10 protein-coding genes are annotated in these 15,040 nt (G+C 72.9%); 5 read left to right on the top strand and 5 right to left on the bottom strand.

The annotated features are described in order from the left end of the window. Positions 1–170: 170 nt before the first annotated feature. From rho to thrC, 3 genes are all read right to left on the bottom strand, one after another. Entirely contained in the window at positions 171–2,192 is a 2,022-nt protein-coding gene (rho, locus tag AB0C16_RS14905) for a transcription termination factor Rho (protein WP_357682753.1), read from the bottom strand. Positions 2,193–2,648: 456 nt separating this feature from the next. Further along, positions 2,649–3,557, bottom strand: coding sequence for a homoserine kinase (gene thrB, locus AB0C16_RS14900; RefSeq protein WP_357682751.1), 909 nt, complete (start codon positions 3,555–3,557; stop codon positions 2,649–2,651). A 112-nt stretch (positions 3,558–3,669) separates the two neighbouring features. Next, on the bottom strand, positions 3,670–4,728 hold the full coding sequence (thrC, locus tag AB0C16_RS14895) for a threonine synthase (protein WP_357682749.1): 1,059 nt from the start codon (positions 4,726–4,728) through the stop codon (positions 3,670–3,672). Positions 4,729–4,896: 168 nt separating this feature from the next. On the opposite strand from thrC, the gene AB0C16_RS14890 reads away from it, so the two are divergent. Then, the gene (locus AB0C16_RS14890) at positions 4,897–6,387 is read left to right on the top strand and encodes a glycosyltransferase (protein ID WP_357682747.1); all 1,491 of its coding nucleotides are present in this window, start codon (positions 4,897–4,899) and stop codon (positions 6,385–6,387) included. 4 nt (positions 6,388–6,391) lie between these two features. Here AB0C16_RS14890 and AB0C16_RS14885 read toward each other — a convergent pair whose 3' ends face one another. Beyond that, entirely contained in the window at positions 6,392–8,008 is a 1,617-nt protein-coding gene (locus AB0C16_RS14885) for a glycosyltransferase (RefSeq protein ID WP_357682745.1), read from the bottom strand. Beyond that, positions 8,005–9,081, bottom strand: a complete 1,077-nt coding sequence (locus AB0C16_RS14880; protein WP_357682743.1) for a glycosyltransferase — start codon at positions 9,079–9,081, stop codon at positions 8,005–8,007. The genes AB0C16_RS14885 and AB0C16_RS14880 overlap by 4 nt, the downstream gene beginning before the upstream one ends. 229 nt (positions 9,082–9,310) lie before the next feature. Here AB0C16_RS14880 and AB0C16_RS14875 point away from each other — a divergent pair, with 229 nt between their 5' ends. The 4 genes from AB0C16_RS14875 to AB0C16_RS14860 are packed head-to-tail and all read left to right on the top strand — an operon-like array spanning position 9,311 to position 15,034. Further along, entirely contained in the window at positions 9,311–9,748 is a 438-nt protein-coding gene (locus AB0C16_RS14875; protein WP_357682741.1) for a hypothetical protein, read from the top strand. Then, a complete protein-coding gene (locus tag AB0C16_RS14870; RefSeq protein WP_357682739.1) occupies positions 9,745–11,250 on the top strand; it encodes a glycosyltransferase family 2 protein in 1,506 nt (501 codons plus the stop codon). Before AB0C16_RS14875 ends, AB0C16_RS14870 begins: the two co-directional genes overlap by 4 nt. Next, on the top strand, positions 11,247–13,223 hold the full coding sequence (locus AB0C16_RS14865; RefSeq protein WP_357682737.1) for a glycosyltransferase family A protein: 1,977 nt from the start codon (positions 11,247–11,249) through the stop codon (positions 13,221–13,223). The genes AB0C16_RS14870 and AB0C16_RS14865 overlap by 4 nt, the downstream gene beginning before the upstream one ends. Continuing rightward, entirely contained in the window at positions 13,220–15,034 is a 1,815-nt protein-coding gene (locus tag AB0C16_RS14860; RefSeq protein ID WP_357682735.1) for a glycosyltransferase, read from the top strand. Before AB0C16_RS14865 ends, AB0C16_RS14860 begins: the two co-directional genes overlap by 4 nt. The last annotated feature ends 6 nt before the right edge of the window (positions 15,035–15,040 follow it).

The following is a 15,040-nucleotide window of genomic DNA, read 5'->3' as shown; positions in this document are numbered from 1 at the left end:
GTCGCCATGTGACGCGCTCGCGCGTGGGGCGGGAACCGGAACCGCTACGGGTCAGCTACCAGTGTGCCAGACACTGAAACCATCCCAGGCCACGAGGCATTCCCTCGCGGGTCGGCCGGCATGCGAAAAGGGACGGCCGGGGAAACCGAGCCGCCCCTTTCGGATGTGCCTCAGTCGCGGTCGTTGCTCACCGTGGTCTTCTGGACCTGCAGGAGGAACTCGGCGTTGGACTTGGTCTCCTTCATCTTCTCCAGGAGAAGCTCCAGAGCCTGCTGCATGTCCAGCGCGTGGAGCACCCTGCGCAGCTTCCAGACGATCTGGAGCTCGTCCTTGGCCATCAGGATCTCTTCCTTACGGGTGCCGGACGCGTCGACGTCCACCGCGGGGAAGATGCGCTTGTCGGCCAGGGAGCGGTTGAGCTTGAGCTCCATGTTGCCGGTGCCCTTGAACTCCTCGAAGATGACCTCGTCCATCTTGGACCCGGTCTCGACCAGGGCCGTGGCGAGGATCGTCAGCGAGCCGCCGTTCTCGATGTTGCGGGCGGCGCCGAAGAAGCGCTTGGGCGGGTAGAGGGCCGTGGAGTCGACACCACCCGACAGGATGCGACCGGACGCCGGGGCCGCCAGGTTGTAGGCGCGGCCGAGGCGGGTGATCGAGTCGAGCAGGACGACCACGTCGTGGCCCAGCTCCACCAGGCGCTTGGCCCGCTCGATGGCGAGCTCGGCGACCGTGGTGTGGTCCTCGGCGGGACGGTCGAAGGTCGAGTGGATGACCTCGCCCTTGACCGACCGCTGCATGTCGGTGACCTCTTCGGGCCGCTCGTCCACGAGCACGACCATGAGGTGGCACTCGGGGTTGTTGCGGGTGATCGCGTTGGCGATCGACTGGAGCACCATCGTCTTACCGGCCTTGGGCGGCGAGACGATGAGGCCGCGCTGGCCCTTGCCGATCGGCGAGACGAGGTCGATGATCCGCGTGGTGAGGATGTTCGGCTCGGTCTCGAGGCGCAGGCGCTCCTGCGGGTAGAGCGGCGTCAGCTTGTTGAAGTCGGGCCGGTTGCGGGCCTGCTCCGGGTCCATGCCGTTGACGGTGTCGAGGCGGACCAGGGCGTTGAACTTCTCGCGGCGCTCGCCGTCGCGCGGCTGCCGGACGGCGCCGGTGATGACGTCGCCCTTGCGCAGGCCGTTGCGGCGGATCTGGGCGAGCGAGACGTAGACGTCGTTGCTGCCGGGAAGGTAGCCGCTCGTCCTGACGAACGCGTAGTTGTCGAGGATGTCGAGGATGCCGGCGATCGGGATGAGCACGTCGTCATCGCCGATCACGGGCTCGCTGCTGTCGAAGCGGTCGCGGCCGCGGCCACGGTTGCGCTCCCTGAAGCGGCCCCGGCGGCCACGGCCGCCCCGGTCGTCGTCATCGCCCCGCTGGTCGGCACGCTGATCACTGCGCTGGTCACCGCGCTGATCACTGCGCTGGTCACTGCGCTGATCGGCACGCTGATCGCCGCGCTGGTCGTTGCGGCTCCCGGAGTCGATCCGCTGGTCGGAGCGCCCGCTCTCACCGCGGGAGCCCTCACGACCGCCGTCACGGCCACTGTCACGGCCGCTCTCACCGCGGTCGTTGCCGGAGCGGTCGCCACGGTCGCGGCGCTCGCCGCGGCTGCGGCGCTCGCGTCGGCTCTCGCCACGGTCGCCGCGCGGGTCACCGTGACCCGCGTCGGCGGGCTGGGAGGTCTGCTCGACGACCGGCTCGACCGGTGCGACCGGTGCGACGACGGGCTCGGCCGCCACGGCCACCGGCTCGGCGGCCTGCGGAGCGGAGTCCTCGACGGTCTTGGCGCGGGTGCGCTCCCTGCGGGCACGGGTGGGGCGCTCGGTCACGGGCGCCGCCTCGGCGGTGGCCGCGACCGCTGCCGGTGCCGCCGCCTCGGCCGCGGGAGCAGGTGCGCTGTCTGCGGGACTGACGCCCTGCTTCTCCTGGATGGCCGCGATGAGCTGGCTCTTCCGCATCCGTCCGGTGCCGCTGATGCCCAGCTCGGCGGCCATCTTCTGCAGCTCGGGCAGCACCTTGGCGGAGAGGCCGGTGCCGGAGCGACGCGCACGCGGCTTGGCCGCGGCGCGGGTGGGGGTGTCGCCGGACGCCGGCTGCGCAGGCGAGCCTGGTGCGTCGGAGAGGAGTTCGGTGGTGTCGCTCAACTAAAAGGTCCTTCCCAGGGGTCGGGCGCCGGTTTTGTTCTGCCGGGCGTCCCGGAGGTGCTTGCGATCCGGCGGGACAGACCGGGTCGGGGTGCACTTTGCGATCTTCGGCCGCCGCTGGGGACGGTCGCCACTCTTGGGGAGGGGCTCGTCCAGGCCGTCACAGGACGGTGACGCGTGGAAGACACCCCCCAGATTGCTGTCGCCAGCCAGATGTCGAGGTGATTCGAACGCGCAAGCCCCCGTCGTCGCCACCTCACATTGGGCCAACCGGGTGTGGGCCAACCGGAGGCAACGGATTCCGGGGAGACAGCCGCGCCGCCCACGCCTCTCGGCGTGAAGCACAATGCAGCAATGCATGGCTGACAAGCACGCACCCACCAAGGGGGCATCTGGTGCGGCTATCAGCCTAACATCACCAGCGCACACGACTATTCCCTGAAGGTCTAAGTGGCATCAGCGTGTCTCGGGGAACTGAACGTTCGCACCAACCGGGTCGACGTCCATTAGCTGGATGTGCCAGTCATTACCCACTTCTGGAGCGATCAAATCCTGCGAATCCGGTGTCGAAAACGCAAGAATCGTGGGACCCGCCCCCGAGACGACCGCGGGCACACCCACTGCACGGAGACGTTCTACCAGACCCGCGCTCCGCGGCATCGCAGGCGCGCGGTATCCCTGATGAAGCCGGTCTTCCGTCGCGGCCAGCAACAGCTCGCGATCCGGCCGCTGGATCAACGCCGCGATCAGCAGCGCGGCCCGGCCGGCGTTGAAAGAGGCGTCCTTGTGGGGCACATCCTTCGGAAGAAGCCCTCGCGCGGTCTCGGTGGCCAGTCGTGTCGCCGGAACGATCGCGACGGGCCGGACGCGCGCATCGGGGATTAGTTTCACCATACGCGGTGCGCCGGAGTGGTCGGTCCAGGCGATCGTCAGTCCTCCGGCCAGGCACGGGGCCACGTTGTCGGGGTGGCCCTCCATCTCGGTGGCGAGCGCGAACACCTCGTCGTCGGACAGCTCTCCTTCGGGGGCCAGGGCGCGTGCGGCGAGCAGGCCCGCGCAGATCGCCGCGGACGACGAGCCGAGCCCCCGGGCGTGCGGGATCCGGTTGCGGCAGTGCAGGCGGATGCCGGCGGGCCGCGCGATGCCCATCCGGTCGAACGCCTTGTGCATGGCCTTGACGATCAGGTGGCCCTCGCCGAGGTCGAGCTCGCCCGCGCCCTCTCCCTCGACGGTCACCCGGACGCCCGGCTCACCGGTGAGCGTCGCCTCGATCTCGTCGTACAGTCCCAGAGCCAGGCCGAGGGAGTCGAACCCCGGGCCCAGATTGGCCGACGTCGCCGGCACGCGGATCACCACGGTGCTCATCGGTCAGACTTCCCTCTCGGTCCGCGTTCCCGCGCGCCCTGGGCACGCCGGATCGTACAGATGGTCGTGCAGATGAATGTCCCGCTGAATGCCCTCGCGCACGTGCCAGGCGCTAGGCGAGGTTGAGCGCGGCCGCCGCGGCCTGGACGTCGATGGGGATCGTGACCGGGGCCGGAGCGCCCGCGATGGCCCAGTCGGGGTCCTTGAGCCCGTTGCCGGTGACCGTGCAGACGATGCGCTGGCCGGGCTCGATCAGGCCCCGCGCGTGGGCCTGGAGCAGGCCGGCGACGCTGGCCGCCGAGGCGAGCTCGACGAACACGCCCTCCTCCTGGGCCAGCAGCTTGTAGGCGGCGGCGATCTGGCGGTCGGTGACCGACTGGATGTCGCCGCCCGACTCGTCACGCGCGGCGATGGCGAGCTGCCAGGAGGCCGGGTTGCCGATGCGGATGGCGGTGGCGATCGTGTGGGGGTGGGCGACCGGGGCGCCGTGGACGATGGGCGCGGCGCCGCTGGCCTGGAAGCCGAACATGCGCGGCGCCTTCGACGACACCCCGTCGGTGAGGTATTCGCGGTAGCCCATCCAGTAGGCCGAGATGTTGCCCGCGTTGCCCACGGGAATGCAGTGGATGTCAGGGGCGTCGCCCAGCGTGTCGACGATCTCGAAGGCGGCCGTCTTCTGGCCCTGCAGCCGGAACGGGTTGACCGAGTTGACCAGCGCGATCGGGTAGCTGGAGGACAGCTTGCGGGTCATCTCCAGGCAGTCGTCGAACGACCCCTCGACCTGCAGCAGGGTGGCCCCGTGGACGAGCGCCTGGGCCAGCTTGCCCATCGCGATCTTGCCGCGCGGCACCAGGACGGCGCAGGTGAGCCCGGCGCGCACGGCGTAGGCGGCGGCCGAGGCCGAGGTGTTGCCGGTGGAGGCGCAGATGACCGCCTTGGCGCCCTCTTCGACGGCCTTGCTGATGGCCATGGTCATGCCACGGTCCTTGAAGCTGCCCGTCGGGTTGGCGCCCTCGACCTTCAGGTGGACGTCACACCCGGTGAGGGCCGAGACGCGGTGCGCGGGCACCAGCGGCGTGCCGCCCTCCAGCAGCGTGATGACAGGCGTCTTCGTGGTGACCGGAAGACGCTCACGGTACTCCTCGATGAGGCCACGCCACGACCTGCTCATGATGACTCCCTACCTGCGGTGTTGGGCACAGAGTGTACGGGGTGCGCAGGAGGGCCGGAGCGGCCGGAGGGCCCGAAGCCGCCGGGAATGGCACGGCGAACACCGACATACCTCAATTCAGGAAAATCTCAGCAACTGCCGATAAAGTCTCGGCAGGGGGTCACCATCATGAGCGCGCGTCCTGCCATGTCGCAGAACGATTTTTCTCCACTGCAGCCGCCCGAGCTTGGCGCCTGGTCGCCTGCCCTGTCCGTGAGCGTGGTGATTCCGGCGCACGGCGGGCCGCACCTGGAGCTGACGCTGGCCGCGCTGGCGGCGCAGACCTATCCGGGCCACCTCATGGAGGTCCTGGTCGTCGACGACGGCAGCGAGCCGCCGATCCGGCTGCCGGAGATCAGACCGGACAACACCCGCGTCGTCAGGGTCGAGACCGGCTGGGGCATCTCCAACGCCGTCAACACCGGCGCCAAGGCCGCCGACGGCGAGATCATCCAGCGTCTCGACGCCGACATGGTGGCCTGCCGCGAGCACATCGAGGCGCTGGCCCGCTGGCATCACCTGACCGACTACCTGGTCACGATCGGCATGAAGAAGTTCGTCGAGGTGCCGCCGCTCACCGCGGGCGAGGTGTTCCGGGCGCGGCGCCTGGGCGAGCTGTTCGACCTGGACAACGCGGTGGCGAGCTCCACCGAGGCGACGATCGCCAAGACCGACGGGCTGCGCGGGAGCCGCAATCCCTACCACGTGTGCACGGGGCCGACGTTCGCGCTGCCCCGGGAGGTCTTCCACGCCGTGGGAGGTCTCGACCCGACCGTGGCGCGTGGCGAGGACACCGAGTTCGCCTACCGGCTGGCCATGCACGGCGTGGTGTTCGTCCCCGACCTGGAGGCGCAGGCGGTGCACCTCGGGCTGCCGGCGCAGCACCGCGACCGGGAGCGGGCCGTACGGGCCGTCGAGCCCTACCTCGCGCACCGGGTGCCGCTCCGGCGCGACCTGCGCAAGGATCGCGGGCGGCGGTGGCTGGTGCCGTACGTGGAGATCGTGCTGGACGTCACCGACACCTCCGAGGCGGTCGTCCGGCGGGCGGTGACGGCGGCGCTCGACGGCAAGCTGCAGGACGTCGCCGTGACACTGGTGGGGCCGTGGTCGCGGCTGAGCGACGGGCGGCGCTCGGTCCTCGGCGACCCGTGCTTCGAGCTGCGGCTGATGCGTGACCTGTTCGCCCACGACGAACGGATCAGGCTGATCGACGAGGCCGCGCCCACGCCCGCGCCGACGCCGTTCCGCTACCGGGGGCCGGTGGACGTGCCGCTGCACCGGGCGACGCTCGAACGCATGGTGGAGACGGCGCAGAAGGACCTGACGGGCGTGCTCGTCGTGGACCTGCCCGACGGCCGCACGGCCCGGCTCGAACGCACCTCCGCCCTGGGCCGCGCGCGGCTGCTCGCCGCGCCGGACGACGACCTGGACGCCGTCATCGACACCACCCACGGGGTGCGGCACGTGCCGCCGGAGCGCTACTGGCCCCCGGCCGCCCAGGCCACGCCCCCACCCTCCCAGGCCACGCCCCCGGCCGTGACGATCCCGGCCGCGGTCGCCTCGGAGCCGGCCGGAAGGACGCTCCTCGGCCGCCTGAAGTCGGCGCTGCGCACCGGCTGACGGCTCAGCGGCGTCCCTTGCCCAGCGCCCGTTTCACCGTGGTGGCCAGCACGACGCGCAGCCCCTGCTGGGCGCGTTTGGCGGCGGCCAGCTGGCGCCGCAGGGAGCCGACCTCGCGGCGGAGCTCGACGGCGGTCTTGCGCCACTTGGCCGACTCGTCACGCCACTTGGTCACCTGGCCGCGCAGCCGTTCGGCCTCCTTGGCCAGCCGCGCGGCCTCGTCCTGGGCCTCGGTCCTGGCGCGCAGGGCGCCGCGGCGGCCGAGGAGGGCGGTGGGCTCCGTGGCGAACGGGTAGGTCTCGGCCTCCACCCACGACACGCCCGACACGTCGTCCACCGCGTCGTCGAGGCACTCGCCCGGCCGCAGGACGATCCGGGCCCTGGCGAAGGCCGCGGCGCGCTCCAGCCGGGCGGCCCGCACGCCTTCGGCCGACTCACGCAGCAGCACGTTGACCAGCCCGAGGCCCTCGTCGCGGGCCAGGTCGAGCAGCCTGGCCAGGGTGTCCTCGCCCGGCACCCAGCCGGGGGGCAGACGCAGCACGAAGGGGACGGCGGGGTCGACCTCGTCCGTGAGCGCGAGCCGTACCCGGCCTTCGTACTGGTAGTGGCCGTGGACCAGCACCAGGTCGAGGGCGGGGTCCTTCAGCGGGGCGCGGTGTTCGCGGCGGAGGGAGTCCCACGGGCCGACCAGGACGACCGAGATGTCCGGCACGGTGCCGCCCAGCAGGGCGTCGACGGTGGCGCGTACGGTCTCGTAGCCCGCGGTGCCGTCCAGCACGACCGCGACGTAGGGGACCTTCCACTGGCGTCCGGGGTTGGAGCGCAGCCACCGGTAGGAGGGGATGCGGTCGGCCACGAAGGCGTGGCTCACCCGGTCGATGGGCTGCTTGTCGCGCATCCGCATGGTGAGGCCGAGGTGGTAGGCGCGGGCCGCTGACTCGGGCACGAACACCGCTCCGGCCTGCGCCAGGCGGTAGCCCATCTCGGTGTCCTGGCCGAGGATGAGCTCGTCGTCCATCGGGCCCGCGGCTTCGACCAGCCGGGCGTTGACCGAGGTGGCGCCGCCGATGTGCAGGCTGAACGGGCGCTGCGGGTTGTCGGTGAGGCCGTCGGTGCGCTCCACCAGGTCGATGATCCAGGCGTGCGGCTCGGCGGGCTCGAACGCCCGCTCCAGGTCGTCGGGCAGCTCGGCGGGTGTCGGGGCCTCGGTGAACCTGATGTAGCCGGTCACGACCAGGTAGGGCGCGACGTGGTGCCAGCGCATGTGGGCCTCGATCGCGCCCGGGGTGAGCAGCACGTCGGAGTCGAGCCAGTGGATGACGTCGCCGGTCGCCGCGGCCAGGCCGGCGTTGCGGGCGCTGGCCCGGCCGGGCGCCTCGCAGACGAGCAGCCGGGTGCCGGGCGGGTGGACGCGGGGCAGCCGCAGCGGCGGCGCGCTGCCGTTGTCGACGACGATGACCTCGGTCAGGGCGCCCGGGTAGGTCTGGCGGGCCAGCGCGGCCAGCACCAGGTCGAGTTCGTCCTGGCCGCCGTGGGCGGGCACGATCACGCTGACGCGCAGGGAGGGTTCGAACCTCTCCGGCGGCCGCAGGACACGGTAGTCGTTGCCGCGGACCCTCATGCGGCTTCCAGCAGCAGGCTCGGGCGGAAACCCCGCCACTGGTTGGTGGCCACCTTGAGGAAGTGGGCGAGCGGAAGCCGCCAGGTGTGCTCGTCGCTGAGCGTGCGCCGCAGCACGTAGCCGAGGCCGTGGGTGCGGTAGACGCGGGCGCCGCCCTCGGAGGCGGCCTTGAGGAAGTCGCGGTCGACCGCGCGGGGCTGGGCCGGGAATCCGCCGGTGTCGCCGAACCTGGCCCGGGAGAGCAGGATCGTGCCGCCCGCCACGTGGTCGGACCAGACCTCGCTGCGGTAGGCGGCGCCGCTGGCGAACGTGGTGCGCCTGATCGTGGCGTGCAGCGGCTCCAGGTAGAAGAACTCCCCGGCGGTGCCCACGACGTCGGCTCCGGAGTAGCCGGCCGCCATGACCAGGTCGGCGAGGTGGTGGGGGCCGTACCAGTCGTCGTCGTCCCACTTGGCCAGGTAGTCGCCGCTGGCCAGAGCGGCCGCCTGGTTGAGCACCTGGCCGAACGGCACCTCGGCGGGGGCCTCGATCCAGGCCACGGGCAGCGGCAGGTCCTCGACCGCCTGGCGTACCCGCTCGAAGGTCACCCCGTGCAGTCCGAGCAGGACCTCCACCTCGACGTCGCGCTGGCGGGCCATCTGGGCCAGGGCTCCGGCGACCATGTCGGGGCGCCTGGTGGACATGACGACACTGATCGAGGGGGTGTGGGCGGAGCCGTGGGCCAGGCGGCGCAGCCGTACGCTGTGCTCCTCGCGCCGCAGGTCGGCCAGCGAGCGCGCGGTGCCGTCGGCGGCGTGGTCGAGCCAGGCGCGGTCGGTGAGCAGGGCGGCCAGGTCGGCGGGCGCCCAGGCGGGGGCGACGGTCGCGGTGAGGGGCACGCCGGCGGCGGCGAGCCGGGTGAGCCCGTCCAGGGGCACCGCGTCGGCCGGCCACTCGATCTCCAGGCCGCGCAGCGGGCGGAGCGCGGCGGGATCGGGGGGCTGCCCGTCGACCTTCCAACCGGCCTCGCTCCAGTGCAGGCGGGCGAGCCCCTTCTCCGGCGTACGCGTGAAGCCGCAAGGGGTGACGGACATACGTGTGGCGCTCCTCGACCGGCGGGGACTCAGTCGGCGCCTACCCTACGCCGGTTTTACCGGCACGTATGCCGCGAGTCTCCCTTCGTCGAGGAAAGGGGCGCAGGTCGCGCCGGGAGTGATTGCCAGTTATCACACAGGAACTTATGGCACGGTAGTGGCGAATGTTGATTAAGGTGTCAATATCCCTTGACGCCGGATTAATCATGTCTACGGAAGGTATGCGCGGATGCTCTCGCCCCGCCGACTGGCAGCGGTCGCCGCGATCCTGGGGGTCCTGGTCGTGGCCGCGCTCGTGGCGCTGCTGCTCGGAGACTTGATCAGCCTGGGCGCGGCGGGGGCCACCGGAGCGTTCCTGATCGCTCTGGCCGCCCTCGCCGTGCTCGTGCTGAGCGTGCGCCGCCTGGACGGCAAGGCGCAGCGCATGGATCAGCGGATCAAGAAACACGAAGCCGGGCTCGCCAAGGTCGCCGCCGGCCTCGACCGGATCGAGTCGAGGCTGGACCGGCTGGCCGCCGCCGTCGAGAAGTCGGCCGTGCGGCGCGACGAGGATCTCGGCGCGATCCTCGCCTCGCTCGGTGAGGATCGGGTGAATGCCATGACCCGCGCGCGAGAGGTGGAGGAACTGCGCGAGGAGGTCCGCGCGCTGGCCAAGGGCGGGGTATGACCAAGGTCAGGCACAACGATTACGGCTCGCTGCGGCCGCCCGCGATCGGGAGCTGGGATCCGATCTTGACCCTTTCTGTGGTCATCCCGGCCTACGACTGTCAGGGGGAGCTCGAGCGCACCCTGGCCGCCCTGGCCCGCCAGACCTACCCCGCGGAGCTGACCGAGGTGGTCGTGGCCGACGACGGCAGCGAACCGCCGATCGAGCTCCGCGGCCTGCCCGGCGCGCGCGTCGTGCGGGTGGGCGAGGGCTGGGGACGCGGCGCCGCCCGGCAGGCCGGGCAGCTCGCCGCCGCCGGTGAGGTGATCCACTGGCTCGACGCGGACATGATCCTGGACGCGGACCATCTCGAAGCCCACATGCGCTGGCACCACCTGATCGACCACGCGGTCGTGATCGGCGAGACCCGCTTCGTCGAGACCCCGGGCGAGGAGGGCGTCCAGACGGAGTACACGCGCAGGACTCTCGAGTCCACCCGGATGCTCAAGGACGCCGGATCCAGCGCGTACCTCCTGCACACCGGCGCCTCCACCTCGGTCCGCGCCGACCTGCTGCGCGCGGCGGGCGGCGTCGACCCGCGCCTCGACATGGCCGAGGACACCGAGCTCGGCTACCGGCTGGCGCAGGCCGGAGCGGTGTTCGTGCCCGACCCGGAGGCCCGCGGCCGGCACGTCGGCCCGTCCACGGTCATGCGCCGGGAGAAGGACGTCCACCGGCACAACTGGTCGTTCCTCGGCGACCTCGTGCCCGACCTGCGCTGGCTCCGCAACCACCCGCGGCGGCACTGGCTGGTGCCGTACGTGCGGGTCGTCGTGGCGGCCACCGGCTACGAGGAGACCCGGGCCTGCGTGGACGCGGCGCTCGCGGGCACCCTGGGCGACATCGCCGTCACGGTCGTCGGGCCGTGGGGGCGGCTGACCGGCGAGCGCCGCTCCAGCCTCGACGACCCGCTGCTCGACCTGCGCCTCGTCCACAACCTCTACCGGCACGAGCCGCGCGTCACGTTCGCCGAGACCCCGCCCGTCTCCGGGGCTCCCGCTCCGTTCCTGCTCACGCTCCCGCCCGGCTGGGCGCTGGGCGCCGACACGCTCTCCCGGCTGGTACGGCTCGCGGAGCCCGGCATGCTGGGCCTCGTCTGCGTCGCCCTGGCCGAGTCCGCCGACGGCGTGGTGACGGCCCGGCTCGAACGCACCGCGGCGTTCTCCCGGGCCGCGTTCTTCCACGGGCAGGCCGACGACCTGGTGGACGAGATGTTCGGCTCGCTGTGGGTGAGCGGCGACGAGTACGGGATCGTTCCGGTGGCCGAGGCCGAACCGCCGTCGAGCGACGTGGCCAAGTGGCGCGCGGTGGCCGCGAAGCGGCTGGACGAGGTCAAGGCGTTGCGGGCGGAGGTGGAGCGGCTGTCGGCCGAGGCGCAGCGGCTGGAGCGGCCGTCCGCCGAGCCCGTCGCCGACGGGCGGCGGCTGAGCTCGCTGCTTCGGCACCTGCGGAGCGCGGGATGATCCGCGACCTGCTGAAGGACCTGCCCAAGGCGCGGGTGTTCCTGACCGGGGTCGACGCGGAGGCGCTGCCCGGCGCGGTCCAGGGGGTCGATCTGGACCGCGACCTGCTGGAGCCGTCGTCCGTGGCGGAGCGGGTGCACGAGGTCCTCGTGATCGCCCGCACCCCCGCCGACCTGCGGCGCGCGGCCACCCTGCACAAGCTGCTGCCGGAGGCGCGGCGCGTGGTCGTGGCCGTGCTCGACACCCCCGCCTCGCATCCGGCGCCGGTGCCGACGCCGACTCCCGCGCACCGGTGGCGCTCCCTGACGGAGCTGCGGGTGCACCGGCCCAAGGACCGGGTGTGGGTGGTGGACGCCCGCTTCTCGGCTCCCACGCCGGCGGGCCGTACCGTGGCCGCGACGGCGCGGGCCTTCGCGGGGCACCGGCTGGACGTGATCGCGGCGCCGGCGGCGGGGATCGCCGGCGTCGGCTCGGCCGACTGGCGGCCGGGCGACCCCAACGCGACCCCCGCCGAGGTCGGCGGGCCGGTGCCCGAACGGGTCGGCGCGCCGGGCAGTGACGTGGTGCTGCGCACGCTGGACTCGGGGACGGCCACCTCCCCGGCGCCGGCGGCCGCCACGACCGGTGGCACGGCGTCCGCGGCGGCACTCCGTACGGACCCCACCGAGGAGCCGTCGTGGAGCGGCGACGAGGTCCCCGTCGAGCGGCCCACGTTCCGGACCGCCACCTGGGCGCGGCTCGGCCGCCCCGGCGCGACGGACCTGCCGCTGCTCGACCCCGACGTGCTGGGCGAGCCGTCGATGGTCCCGCCGGTCGATGAGCGCCTGGTGAACCCGCAGGGTTTCGTCACCACCCCGTCCCGCGGCACGGCGTCACTGGAGGAGCGCGACGGGCGCTGGTCGGTGGTGCTCGACGGGCGGCTGGTGACGGCGTTCGCCGAGTCGGGCGGGGTGACCGACGCGGACGTGTCCAGACTGAGGCAGGTCCGCGGCCTCACGGTCGACTGGCGGCACGCGCACAGCGGGCCGCTGGCCGCCGTGCGGGTGCTCGCGGGGCTGGCGGCGGCGGGGGTCCCGCTGGTCGCGGAGACCGTGCCGCGCTGGGCGGGCGGTCTCGGAGCCGGGCTGGTCACGCTTCTGACCGACGATCCCGATATTTCCGACGATCTCCGGCGGGAGGAGCACAGCATCAGGCTGCGCCGCGAGGCGCTGCGCACCCACGGCGTGGCCGCCCGCTGGGAGCAGCTCGGCGCCCCCGCCCCCGCGCCGCCGCTGACCTCCGTGCTGCTCGCCACCCGGCGGGCCGACATGGTGGCCTTCGCCCTCGGCCAGATCGCCCGACAGCGCGGCGTCCAGCTCGAGGTCGTCCTGGCCCTGCACGGAGTCCCCCAAGACCATCCCGACGTCGCCTCGGCGATCGCCGCCTTCGACCGGCCGCTGACCGTCTACGAAGCGAGCCACGAGGAGATCTTCGGCGAGGTCCTGAACAACGCGGCCGCCCGGGCCTCGGGCTCGTTCCTGCTCAAGATGGACGACGACGACTGGTACGGCCCCGACTTCCTGTCCGACCTGCTGCTCGCCCACTCCTACTCCGGCGCGCAGGTGGTGGGGACCGTGCCCGAGTTCGTCTACCTGTCGTCGATCGACGTCACCGTGCACCGCGGGCAGGTCACCGAGCAGATCACCAGCTTCGTCGCGGGCGGCACGATCCTGGTCGAGCGGTCGGCGTTCCAGGCGGTCGGCGGATTCCGGCCGCTGCCCCGCTCGGTCGACACCCAGTTCCAGGAGGCCATGCAGGCCGCGGGTGGTCAGATCTACCGCACCCACGGCCTCGGCTACGTCCTGCGTCGCGGCCCCGCCGCCAACCACACCTGGCAGGAGCCGATCGGCACGTTCCTGCGGCGCAACAGGGAGCAGTGGCGCGGCTTCCGCCCCAGCGCTCTCATGGAGCTGGACGGGAGCCATCGGCCGTGACCCTCGACCAGCACCCCGCCCTCTCCGGCCCCGAGGACCGCCGGGACCGGCGGCCCGTGGCGGGCGCCGGCCGCGCCTCCGTGCCGCGCGTCCGGCGCCAGGACTTCGGCGTGCTGACCCCGCCGCGGCTCGGCGACTGGGAACCCACGCTGAGCGTGACGATCGTCATCCCCGCCCACGGCCGGCAGGAGACCCTGGACCTCACCCTGGCGGCGCTCTCGGCGCAGAGCTATCCGGCGGAGCTGACGGACGTCGTCGTGGTGGACGACGGCAGCACGCCTCCCCTGCGCCTGCCGGAGATCGCCCCGGCCGCCACCCGGCTGATCTGCGCCCCGCCCGGCGGCTGGGGACGCGCCTGGGCCGTCCAGGCCGGCCTCGACGTGGCCACCGGCGACGTCGTCCTCGTCCTGGACGCCGACATGGTCCCGCACCGGGAGCACGTCGAGGCGCAGCTCCGCTGGCACCACCTCGCGCCGTACCTGGTGGTGCTGGGCTGGATCGACTTCACCTCGTTCACCCCGGCCGAGCGGCCGCCCGCGCCCGCCGACGTCGCCGCCTCCGTACGGGCCGGCGCCGAGGAGGGCCTCTTCCCGCTCTCCCCGCACCGTCACGACTGGGCCGAGAAGATCATCCACGACCACGACGGCCTGCGCACCGCGCCCAGCTCGCTGGCCACCAGGATCCACGTCGGCGCCACCGCGTCCTACCCCGCCGCGCTGCTGCGCTCGATCGGCGGCCTGGACACCTCCCTGGCGCTGGCCGAGGACACCGAGCTGGGCTACCGGCTGACCCAGGCGGGCGCGGTCTTCGTGCCCGACCCCGAGTCCCGGGCCTGGCACCTCGGCCTGCCCACGGCCATGCGGGACTTCGCCGCCCTGAAGCGCTACAACGACCCGTACGTGGCGGACCGGGTGCCGTATCGCCGCTATCTCCGCGCAGATCCCGGCCGCCAGTGGCTCGTGCCGTACGTGGACGCCTACGTCCCGGCCGGGGCCTACGAGGACGTCCGCGCCACGGTCGACGCCCTCCTGGCGAGCAGCCTTCCGGACATCCGGGTCACCGTCACGGGGCCGTGGGCGTCTCTCGGCGCCGGCCGCCGCTCCCCGCTGCGCGACGCGGACCTGGACCTGCGGCTCATCCACGCCACGTTCGAGCACGACCCGCGGGTCCGGCTGGCCGGCGATGCCGCGTGGCCGGTCGCCGGTCCCGTGGACTCGGTCCGGTCCGCGGCCGATCCGGCACGGCACGTCGTGGCCCCCTTCCGGCTGCTGATGCCGCCGGGCTGGGTGCCGGCCCGTGACTCGGTGGAGCGGCTCGTCGGCCACCTGGAGAAGCACGACGGCGGCGTGCTGTGCCTGGCGCTGGACGAGACGCGCGAAGGGGTGGTGGTCGCCCGGCTGGAACGCGTCGCGGCCCTGTCGCGCGCCGCCCTGGTGACCGAGCCCGGCGAGCGCCTGGACGACGTCCTCGACGAGGTGTTCGGCCTCGAATGGCTGGACGGCGCGTCGTGGGACGTCACCCGCAGGCCGCGCGTCTATCCGCCGCGCAGGCGACCCGTCCCGGAGGCCGAACGGCTGGCCGAGCGGCAGCGGAAGGAGCTCACCCAGCTCCGCGACCGCGCGGCGGCCCTGCGCGCCGAGGTGACACGACTGCGCAGGGAGGCGGGCAAGCGGGAACGGGACGCCGCCCGGTGGCGCGAGAAGGCCGAGTCCTGGCGGCGGGAGGCGGTCCGGCTGTCCCGAGCCCGGGACCGCACGGTGCTCAAGCGAGCCGTACGCCGGATCCGCGACCTCGCCTTCCCGGACGCCTGACGCCGG

The sequence above is a fragment of the Nonomuraea sp. NPDC048916 genome, assembly GCF_040649575.1.
GTDB lineage: Bacteria > Actinomycetota > Actinomycetes > Streptosporangiales > Streptosporangiaceae > Nonomuraea.
Note: the sequence above shows the minus strand (reverse complement) of the source record. Positions and strands in the feature narration are given on the sequence as shown.

What these genes read in the sequence shown, in the direction of transcription:
- thrB (WP_357682751.1), bottom strand. Translation starts at nt 3,557, where the DNA reads ATGAGCACCGTGGTGATCCGCGTGCCGGCGACGTCGGCCAATCTGGGC.
- thrC (WP_357682749.1), bottom strand. Translation starts at nt 4,728, where the DNA reads ATGAGCAGGTCGTGGCGTGGCCTCATCGAGGAGTACCGTGAGCGTCTT.
- AB0C16_RS14890 (WP_357682747.1), top strand. Translation starts at nt 4,897, where the DNA reads ATGAGCGCGCGTCCTGCCATGTCGCAGAACGATTTTTCTCCACTGCAG.
- AB0C16_RS14885 (WP_357682745.1), bottom strand. Translation starts at nt 8,008, where the DNA reads ATGAGGGTCCGCGGCAACGACTACCGTGTCCTGCGGCCGCCGGAGAGG.
- AB0C16_RS14880 (WP_357682743.1), bottom strand. Translation starts at nt 9,081, where the DNA reads ATGTCCGTCACCCCTTGCGGCTTCACGCGTACGCCGGAGAAGGGGCTC.
- AB0C16_RS14875 (WP_357682741.1), top strand. Translation starts at nt 9,311, where the DNA reads ATGCTCTCGCCCCGCCGACTGGCAGCGGTCGCCGCGATCCTGGGGGTC.
- AB0C16_RS14870 (WP_357682739.1), top strand. Translation starts at nt 9,745, where the DNA reads ATGACCAAGGTCAGGCACAACGATTACGGCTCGCTGCGGCCGCCCGCG.
- AB0C16_RS14865 (WP_357682737.1), top strand. Translation starts at nt 11,247, where the DNA reads ATGATCCGCGACCTGCTGAAGGACCTGCCCAAGGCGCGGGTGTTCCTG.